This is a genomic window from Micromonospora sp. DT229 (genome assembly GCF_049844505.1).
Lineage (GTDB): Bacteria > Actinomycetota > Actinomycetes > Mycobacteriales > Micromonosporaceae > Micromonospora.
This window is the reverse complement of sequence record NZ_JBNCLD010000021.1, coordinates 1-8,775: the sequence shown is the minus strand read 5'-3', so window position 1 is coordinate 8,775 and position 8,775 is coordinate 1. Positions and strand designations below refer to the sequence as shown.

Annotated in this window: 7 protein-coding genes; 4 read left to right on the top strand and 3 right to left on the bottom strand. The window is 72.2% G+C overall.

The features are described from left to right. Positions 1 to 148: 148 nt before the first annotated feature. Positions 149 to 496, bottom strand: a complete 348-nt coding sequence (locus ACLQ2T_RS25105; protein ID WP_425768881.1) for an RDD family protein — start codon at positions 494 to 496, stop codon at positions 149 to 151. A 309-nt stretch (positions 497 to 805) separates the two neighbouring features. On the opposite strand from ACLQ2T_RS25105, the gene glnA reads away from it, so the two are divergent. From glnA to ACLQ2T_RS25090, 3 genes are all read left to right on the top strand, one after another. Beyond that, positions 806 to 2,230, top strand: coding sequence for a type I glutamate--ammonia ligase (glnA, locus tag ACLQ2T_RS25100; RefSeq protein ID WP_425768820.1), 1,425 nt, complete (start codon positions 806 to 808; stop codon positions 2,228 to 2,230). A gap of 147 nt (positions 2,231 to 2,377) precedes the next feature. Further along, entirely contained in the window at positions 2,378 to 2,737 is a 360-nt protein-coding gene (locus ACLQ2T_RS25095) for a PadR family transcriptional regulator (protein WP_327024724.1), read from the top strand. Next, complete coding sequence (locus tag ACLQ2T_RS25090; protein WP_425768819.1) at positions 2,734 to 3,717, top strand: hypothetical protein; 984 nt, start codon at positions 2,734 to 2,736, stop codon at positions 3,715 to 3,717. The genes ACLQ2T_RS25095 and ACLQ2T_RS25090 overlap by 4 nt, the downstream gene beginning before the upstream one ends. 59 nt (positions 3,718 to 3,776) lie before the next feature. Here the strand turns inward: ACLQ2T_RS25090 and mptB (ACLQ2T_RS25085) are convergent, their stop codons facing one another. Continuing rightward, positions 3,777 to 5,342, bottom strand: a complete 1,566-nt coding sequence (gene mptB, locus ACLQ2T_RS25085; protein ID WP_425768818.1) for a polyprenol phosphomannose-dependent alpha 1,6 mannosyltransferase MptB — start codon at positions 5,340 to 5,342, stop codon at positions 3,777 to 3,779. Positions 5,343 to 5,356: 14 nt separating this feature from the next. Beyond that, the gene (gene mptB / locus ACLQ2T_RS25080; protein WP_425768817.1) at positions 5,357 to 6,766 is read right to left on the bottom strand and encodes a polyprenol phosphomannose-dependent alpha 1,6 mannosyltransferase MptB; all 1,410 of its coding nucleotides are present in this window, start codon (positions 6,764 to 6,766) and stop codon (positions 5,357 to 5,359) included. Positions 6,767 to 6,801: 35 nt separating this feature from the next. Here mptB (ACLQ2T_RS25080) and ACLQ2T_RS25075 point away from each other — a divergent pair, with 35 nt between their 5' ends. Then, entirely contained in the window at positions 6,802 to 8,511 is a 1,710-nt protein-coding gene (locus ACLQ2T_RS25075) for a hypothetical protein (RefSeq protein WP_425768816.1), read from the top strand. Positions 8,512 to 8,775: the final 264 nt, after the last annotated feature.

Below are 8,775 nucleotides of genomic sequence, written 5' to 3'. Positions count from 1 at the left end.
CCCGCAGCGGCGATCATGCACTTTCGGTCGCCGTTATGCCAGATAAGCGCGTTTTGCCGAGACCAAAAGTGCATGATCGCGGGGCCAGGGGGCGCGGGCGCAGCGGCAGGGCGAGGGGCGAGGGCAAGGGCGTGGGGCGAGGGTGGGGTCAGCGGGGGGCGGGGATGGTTACTGAGCGGGTCAGGCGGTCGTGTAGGCCGCGGCGGTGCTGGTCCATCAGAAGGGCCGGTATGACCAGGGCCAGGAGCACGCCGCGCAGCAGGGCCCGCAGCAGGCCGATCCGGCCGCCGTCGGTCCAGTCCACGCAGCGGATCCGGGTCACGTACATGCCGGGGGTCTGGGCGAACAGGCCGAGGAAGACGGCGTACTCCACGATCAGCACGAGGACCGGCGCCCAGCCGTCGCGCGTCGGGCTGGCGAACAGGCCGGCCGCGAGCAGACAGAGCACCCAGTCGATGATCAGCGCTCCGAATCGTCGCCCCAGATCGGCCGGCACGAAGTCCGGGTCGACTGCGGGCGGGGTCGGAGGGTGCGGCGGGGTTGTCACAGCGGCCAAGGTTACTCAGCGCTGCCGTGACAACCGGGCGCAGGTCCGGCACGAGGTCGCGAAATCGGACGACCTACCTGAAGCTTCACTAGACTGGCCCTGCCGGACCCGTCCCTCCGGTCCCAGCGGCCCCAACTGTTAGAGGTGACACACCGCGAGGGACGTAACACGGCAGAAACACTGGAGACATGGCTGGGCAACCCCACAGCCATAGCGTCGCCAGGAGCCTAGCTACCCGTGGACGTGCCAGGAGGACGAGTGTTCGCCAATCCCGAGGAACTCCTGCGTTACCTCAAGAACGAGGACGTAAAGTTCGTCGACGTTCGTTTCTGTGACCTGCCCGGCGTCATGCAGCACTTCAACCTGCCGGTGGAGTCTGTCGACGACTCCTTCTTCAACGACGGTCTCGCCTTCGACGGGTCGTCGATCCGTGGTTTCCAGGCGATCCACGAGTCGGACATGCTCCTGCTCCCGGACGTCGCGACCGCCTTCATCGACCCCTTCCGCACGCAGAAGACCCTCGCGCTGAACTTCTTCATCCACGACCCGTTCACCCGCGAGGCGTACTCCCGGGACCCCCGGAACGTGGCGAAGAAGGCCGAGGCGTACCTCGCCGCCAGCGGCATCGCGGACACCGCGTACTTCGGTGCCGAGGCCGAGTTCTACATCTTCGACTCGATCCGCCACGAGACCTCGGCGCACCAGTCGTTCTACTACATCGACTCGATCGAGGGCGCCTGGAACACCGGCCGCGAGGAGGCGGGCGGCAACCGGGGCTACAAGACCGCGTACAAGGGTGGCTACTTCCCGGTGCCGCCGGTGGACCACTACGCCGACCTGCGCGACTCGATCGTCCGCCGGCTGATCGACACCGGCTTCACCGTGGAGCGCTCGCACCACGAGGTCGGCACCGCCGGCCAGGCGGAGATCAACTACAAGTTCTCCACCCTGCTGCACGCCGGCGACCAGCTCCAGCTGTTCAAGTACATCGTCAAGAACCAGGCCTGGGCCGCCGGCAAGACCGCGACCTTCATGCCGAAGCCGCTCTTCGGCGACAACGGCTCCGGCATGCACACCCACCAGAGCCTCTGGCTCAACGGTGAGCCGCTGTTCTACGACGAGACCGGCTACGCCGGGCTGTCCGAGACCGCCCGCTGGTACATCGGCGGCCTGCTGCACCACGCCCCGTCGCTGCTGGCCTTCACCAACCCGACGGTCAACTCGTACCGTCGTCTGGTGCCGGGCTTCGAGGCGCCGGTCAACCTGGTCTACTCGCAGCGCAACCGCTCCGCCTGCACCCGCATCCCGGTCACCGGCAGCAACCCGAAGGCCAAGCGCGTCGAGTTCCGGGTACCGGACCCCTCGGCCAACGTCTACCTCGCCTTCTCGGCGATGCTGATGGCCGGCCTGGACGGCATCAAGAACAAGATGGAGCCGCCGGCGCCGATCGACAAGGACCTCTACGACCTCCCGCCGGAGGAGTGGGGCGACGTCAAGCAGGTGCCGGGCTCGCTGCCGGCGGTGCTGGACTCCCTGGAGGCCGACCACGACTACCTGCTCGACGGTGGGGTCTTCACCCCGGACCTGATCTCCACCTGGATCGACTGGAAGCGGGCCAACGAGGTCGACCCGGTGCGTCTGCGCCCGACCCCGCACGAGTTCGCGATGTACTACGACTGCTGAGACCAGTCAGCTCCGGTCGGGCCGGCTCCGCGTTCGCGGGGCCGGCCCGACCGCGTCGAGGGCCCTCAGGGGTGGGGAGGCCGGTTCGCGGAGGCGATCCGGGCGGGTCACGGCCCCGCATACCTTCGCGTCCGATATATTGCGGGCATGGATACGCCGCTACGCGAACCCACCTTCCTCATCCTGACCGCCCTGGCACGCGAGCCGATGCACGGCTACGCGATCATCGGTGAGGTCGCCGCCCTCTCCGAGGGACGGCTCTCACTGCGCCCCGGCACCCTCTACGGTGCGCTGGACCGGCTGACCGACGCCGGGCTGGTGGAGGTCGACCGGGAGGAGACAGTGGACGGTCGGCTGCGCCGCTACTACCGCCTCTCCCCCAGCGGGGACGCCACCCTGGCCGCCGAGACCGAGCGGCTGCGGCGCAACGTCGAAGCGGCCACCGCCCGGCTGCGCACCCGCCGGGTCCAGGCGCTGACCCCGCGTACGGCCGGGGGCTTGGCATGACCGAGTTGGCGCGACGCTACCGACGCCTGCTGCGGGCGTACCCGGCGGACTACCGCCGCGAGCGCGGCGAGGAGATCGTCGGGACCTACCTCGACCTGGCGGGTCCCGAGCGGCGTTGGCCTTCGCTCGCGGAGGCCGTCGACCTGCTGCGCGGGGGTCTGCGGCAGCGGTTGCGGGCTGCCGGCGCGACCGACCTGCTTCCCGGGGTACGCCTTGCCGGACTGCTGGCCCTGGCCACCGCCGTCTTCCTGGCCGGCTTCTGGGCCACGGCCGAGCAGAACGCCCCCAGGCCCGAGTGGGGCATGGCGAGTTTCGGCCCCTTCGTCTCGATCGGGGTGATCGCCTGGTTCGCCTGGCTGCTCTGCGCGCCGCTGCTGTTCGTGGCGCCGGGCAGGATCACCCGGGTGGCCCTCACCGTGGCGCTCCTGGCCACCACGGCCGCGCCGGTGGTGGGTGGGCTCCTCGGGACACCCCGCCCACCGCTGTACGTCCTGGCCCCACAGGTGGCGCTCGGGGTGCTGGCCCTGGCCGTGGGCGACCGGCTGCCCCGGCCGGTGCGGGCCCTGCCGAGCATGGCGGCGCTCGCCGGGGTCGGCACCGGGCTGGCCCTGGTCGGGCAGGGCAACTACTGGGGCTGGTACGGCTGGACGGCCGAGCAGCTCCTGCCGATCACCGGCACGGTGCTGTTGGTGGTCGCCGTGCTGCTGGCGATCGGGCTGGGGATACGGCGCGACGAGCGCGGCGGTTGGGCCACAGTGGCCCTGCTCACCCCGATCGGCCTGCTCAACGCACACCTGCTGGCCGGGGCGGTCGACGGCCTGGCCAGCGGCGCCCCACGCCCCACCTACCCGACAATGGTCGCCACCGCGATCGCGGTCGCCCTGATCGGCCCGGCCCTGCTGCCGGCAGCCGTGGCGCTGCGTCGCCGGGTGGGCCCGCGACCGGCCACCTCCTGCCCCACCTGCGGCACCCACCGCTGACCGGATCCGGGGTGTCAGCGCAGCCCGGCCGCGCTGACACCCTCCGGTGATCCCGGCTGTCACGTAGGTGATCCACCCGTCGACTGCCGCTTCAGCCGGGACGGCGCCCAGAGCAGGATTGCCAGGACCAGGAGGGTCATCGCCACCGCGCCGGGCGCCTTGACCAGCCGGGCCACATTGGTGCCGTCCGGCAGGGCCAGGAAGGACGCCGCCGCGCAGGGCAGCAGGAACCAGGTGGTCCGGCCGGCGGTCACCGCCAGCACCGCCAGGGGCCAGGTGGCGTACCAGGGGTGGAACACCGGCGCCAGGACCACCGTGGCGACCAGCGCCACCCCGGCACCGCCGAGCGCCTGCCGCCACCGGGCCTCCCGGGGGTCGAGACGGTGGTCGGCTGCCGAAGCACCGGTGGGGGTCACGGGCCGAGTGGGCCCACGCAGCGCGGACCAGGTCCGCCACCACAGGAAGCTCAGGAACCCGGCCAGCAGGACCAGCCCGACCACCCGGGCCACCGACACCGCGCCCAGGTCCCGACCGGCCAGCTCACCGGCGTAGTCGACGACCATGCCGACCGCTGTCGGGGGCGAGGTCCACTGAACGGTGTCGCCACTGCTGCTCAACCCGCCGATCCAGCCCAGCCCCAGACCGGACAGCAGGGAGGTCACCGCCACGGCGCCGAGCACCCCGAGGGCCAGCAGACCGCCGTCACGCAGCAGCACCGGCAGGGTGTACCGGCCGCGTACCGCAGCCAGCGCCGCGAAGGGCAACACCACCACGGCGGTGGCCTTCACCGACACCGCCAGCCCGAGCAGCACCCCGGCGACCAGCAACCACCCCGCAGCCGGCCGCTGGTCGGGACGGCGTTGCCGCGCCGCCGTCGCAGGCGCAGGTCGTCTCGACGCCGAGGGAGCCGGACGGCGGGCCAGCAGCAGCAGGCCGGGCAGGAGCAGGCCGAGCATCACCGCGTCGTTGTGCGCGCCGGCCACCAGGTGTACGCCGACAAGTGGGCAGGCCAGCACCAGCCAGGTCGCCCGCCGGGCCGGTACCCCGGCCGCCCGCGCCAGGCCGGGCAGGCAGAAGGCGGCCACCAGCAGGCCCGCCACCGCCAGCACCCGCAGCGCCACCACCGTGCCGACCAGGCCACCGCCGAGCACCACCGCCAGGGCCGCGAGCAGCACGAAAACCGGACCGTACGGTGCCGGGGTGTCCCGCCAGACCGGCGCGACCGCCTCCAGCCAGGGGCAGCCGGCCGCCGCCACCCCGACGGCGTACGGGTCACCGCCGTCGGCGTACACCCACCCCTGGCAGGCGTACGAGTACACGTCCCGGCTGCCCAGCGGCGCGCTGAACAGCAGCGGCAGGGTCCACAACCCGGCAGTGCGGTACGCCCACCGGATCGAGGGGGCGCCCGCACGCAACAGCCACCAGGCCCCGACCATGGCGGCGGTACCGGCCAGCCACAGGGCCACCGTCAGCGGACCGGTGTCGGAGTCCCAGACCCGGAGGGTGGTGGCCCCCGGCAGGGCACCACCGAGATATCCGGCGACCACCAGCAGCAGCGCCCCGACCAGCCCCAGGTGACGGGCCCCCCGGTCGCGCGGGGGTCGGGCAGCGCCGGGGTCGGTCACCGGCGTACCTCTCCTCAGTCGGCGGGAACGGGACGGCGGGCCGTCCTCGCCGACCGTATCAAGCGAACCGCCACCACGATCACGAACAGGGTCATCAGGGGCGCACCGATGGTCTTGGTGTGCCGGGGCAGCCCGGTGCCGTCGGCCAGCACGTGGAAGGCGGAGTACACCGCCACCGCACTGAACCACCAGGTCCGGTGGGCGGTGGCGGCGAGCAGGACCAGCGGCCAGAACCAGTACCAGGGGTGGAACAGCGGGGCCAGCGCCACCGCTGCGGTCAGGGCCAGGGCGGCGTGCCACAGGGGTTCCCGGTACCGGGCCCGGAACCACAGCCACACCAGCAACGCCGCCAGGACCACCATGGCGATGCCCCGGGTCACCGGCAGGGCGTCGATGTGCAGGCCGAAGGGCAACGCCAGGTAGCCGAGGGTCTGCCCGACCGCGGTCGGCGGGGAGGTCCAGGCGATCACCTCGTTGCCGTGCGAGAGCCCGGTGATCCAGCCCAGGTCCAGCCCGGCGGCCAGGGTCACCCCGAACAGGGTGCCGACCGCGCCACCCACCACCGGCGTACCGTCGCGAAACAGCCCGCGCAGGCTGAAACCGTTGGGGATCGCGGCGAGGGCCGCGAAGGGCACCACCACCAGCGCGGTGACCTTGATCCCGGCGGCCAGGCCGAGCACCACTCCCCCGGCCAGCAGATGCCAGGTACGGCCCGGCCAGGTGACCACTATGGCCAGTCCGGCCACCATCAGCCCGACCATCATCGCGTCGTTGTGCACCCCGGAGATCAAGTGCACCCCCACCAGCGGGCTGGCCAGGGCCAACCAGAGGGCCCGACCGACCGGCACCCCGCAGCGGCGGGCCAGCACCGGCAGGCAGGCCGCCGTCAACACCACCCCGGCCACCGCGAGCACCCGGAACATCGCAATGCTGCCGAACAGCGAACCGGTGGCGGCGACCACCGCGCCGGAGATCACCACGAACAGCGGGCCGTACGGCGCCGGGGTGTCCCGCCAGATGTGCGACATGGTGTCCAGCCAGGGGCAGGGCAGAGTGGAGACGCCGAACTCGTACGGGCTGATGCCGTTGGCGTAGCTGGCCCCCTGGCAGGCGTAGGCGTACGCGTCCCGGCTGCCCAGCGGCGGGGTGACCAGGAAGGGCAGGATCCACAGGGCGGCGGTGGTCAGCGCCCAGCGGGCCGAGGGCACCCGGTCACGCAGCATCCACCAGGCCACCGACATGGCGATGGTGCCGAACAACCACAAACCGATGATCCAGGGCCCGTTCGGACCCAACCAGATCTTCACCGGGTCAGGTCGTAGGTCCCCGTCGGGCAGGGCACCGCCGAGGAAGGCAGCCACCGCCAACATGATCGATCCGGCCAGTCCAGTCCAGCGCACGAGGTGATGGGACACGTCCGCCATGCTGCCAGTACCGTGAGCGCGGTACGGAGGTGGGCATGCGGGGGTCTCGGGTGGTGGCGCTGGCCGCCGCGTCCGCAGGGGCGCTCGGTGTGGCGTACCTCATCCTCCCGGCGATGGGTTCGGACCTGGCGGCGCAGGTGGCCCGGGCCGACTTCTTCGCCGCCCACGGCCCCACCCCGGTGGACCTGCGCTGGTACGGCGGGGTGCAGCAGTTCGGCTACAGCCTGCTGACCCAGCCGGCGATGGCCCTGATCGGGGTACGCCCCACCGGGGTGCTCGCCCTGGTAGCGGCGGCCACCCTGTTCGCCGCCCTGCTGGTCCGCACCCGGGTGCCCCGGCCGCTGCTCGGCAGCCTGGTGGGGGTCGCCACCATCGCCGGCAACCTGGTCTCCGGCCGGATCACGTACGGCCTGGGGGTGGCCTTCGGCCTGGCCGCCCTGCTCGCCCTGACCTGGCGACCCGCGCCGTCCGGTCAGCAGGTGCCCACCCCGGCCCACAGTCGCCTGCCGCTCGTGCTGGCCGGGGTCGGGGCGCTGCTGGCCTCGGCGACCAGCCCGGTGGCCGGCCTCTTCGTCGGCCTGGCCGGAGTCGCCCTGCTGCTGTCCCGCCGATACGCCGAGGGGCTGACCCTGGCGGTGACCGCCGCCCTGCCGCTGGGCGTGACCGCGCTGCTGTTCGGCGACGGCGGCTGGATGAACATCAGCCGTACCGACACGATCCGGGCGACCGTGACCGCCCTGCTGGTGGCCGTCCTGGTCGGGTACCGGCCGGTGCGGGTGGGCGCGCTGCTGGCCGCCGCCGGGGTGGTCGCGGCGGCGCTGGTGCACACGCCGGTCGGCCTGAACGCCACCCGCCTGGCGACCATGTTCGCCCTCCCGTTGCTGGCCGCCGCCGCTCACCCCCCGACCTGGCTCGGACCGACCCGGCGGACAGGCCGGCCCGCCCCGCCATCGTCCGCTTCGCCGCCGCCCAGCCCAGCAGCCCAGCCATCGCCCGGCTCGGCTGCCCAAGCGCCGTCGGGTGGCGCGATGCCACAACCGGCCCGGCGGCGGGTGGGGGCGGTCGCGTTAACGGTGCTGCTGGGGGTGGTGTGCTGGTGGCAGCCGCCGGTGGTCCCCGCCGACCTGCGCAGCATCGGCGACCCGACCAGCGACCCCGGTTACTTCGCCCCGCTGCGTGCCGAACTGGACCAGCGCGGGCTCACCGGTCGGCTGGAGGTGCCGCCGACCCGCAACTACTGGGAGGCCGCCCGGCTGGGCGAGGTGCCGCTGGCCCGGGGTTGGCTGCGGCAGGCCGATATCGACCGCAACCCGTTGTTCTTCACCACCGTGCCCGGCGCGTCCGGTACCGGGGTGCCGTTGACGGCCGACAGTTACCGGGCCTGGCTGGACGACAACGCGGTGCAGTACGTCGCCGTACCGCAGGCCCCGCTGTCCTGGGTGGGTCGGGCGGAGGCCGAACTGGTCGAGGGCGGCCTGCCGTACCTGACCGAGGTCTGGTCCGACCGGCACTGGCGGCTGTACGCGGTGACCGACCCCACCCCCCTGGTCGGGACGCCCGGCGAACTGCTGCGACAAGACGCCAGCTCAGTCACTTTCCGCTCCACTGCGGCAGGTGTTGTCCTGATCCGCATTCGCTACAACAGATGGTTGACAATAACGGGCGGCGCGACAGTCAGCGCCGACAATGATTGGACGGCGGTGACGGTACCGAGGGCGGGCACCTACACCCTCTCCGCGCAATAGGTTGGTATCGGCGCCTTAACCGAGCGCTGTGGGCCCACCCCCGGTCTGTGGACGCTTCGGCGGCCAGCATTCACGGCAGCCCCCGCCTGGATTCGCTCACCCGGCCAGCCTCGCCTTCAGGCACCAAAAAGCTTCAGTGCAACAAGCGGGGAAACTGCAACGCGACCTGGCACGTCCAGCCCATTCAGGCTCTTCGAACTTGAGCGGGGTTCGCGGCTGAGTCGACCCGGGAGTGAAGGGCTCGCAGCCCGTCGGTGATCATCT

Excerpts from the sequence above, each read along its gene's own strand:
- ACLQ2T_RS25075 (WP_425768816.1), top strand. The coding sequence starts at position 6,802 with ATGCGGGGGTCTCGGGTGGTGGCGCTGGCCGCCGCGTCCGCAGGGGCG.
- ACLQ2T_RS25090 (WP_425768819.1), top strand. The coding sequence starts at position 2,734 with ATGACCGAGTTGGCGCGACGCTACCGACGCCTGCTGCGGGCGTACCCG.
- ACLQ2T_RS25095 (WP_327024724.1), top strand. The coding sequence starts at position 2,378 with ATGGATACGCCGCTACGCGAACCCACCTTCCTCATCCTGACCGCCCTG.
- mptB (WP_425768817.1), bottom strand. The coding sequence starts at position 6,766 with ATGGCGGACGTGTCCCATCACCTCGTGCGCTGGACTGGACTGGCCGGA.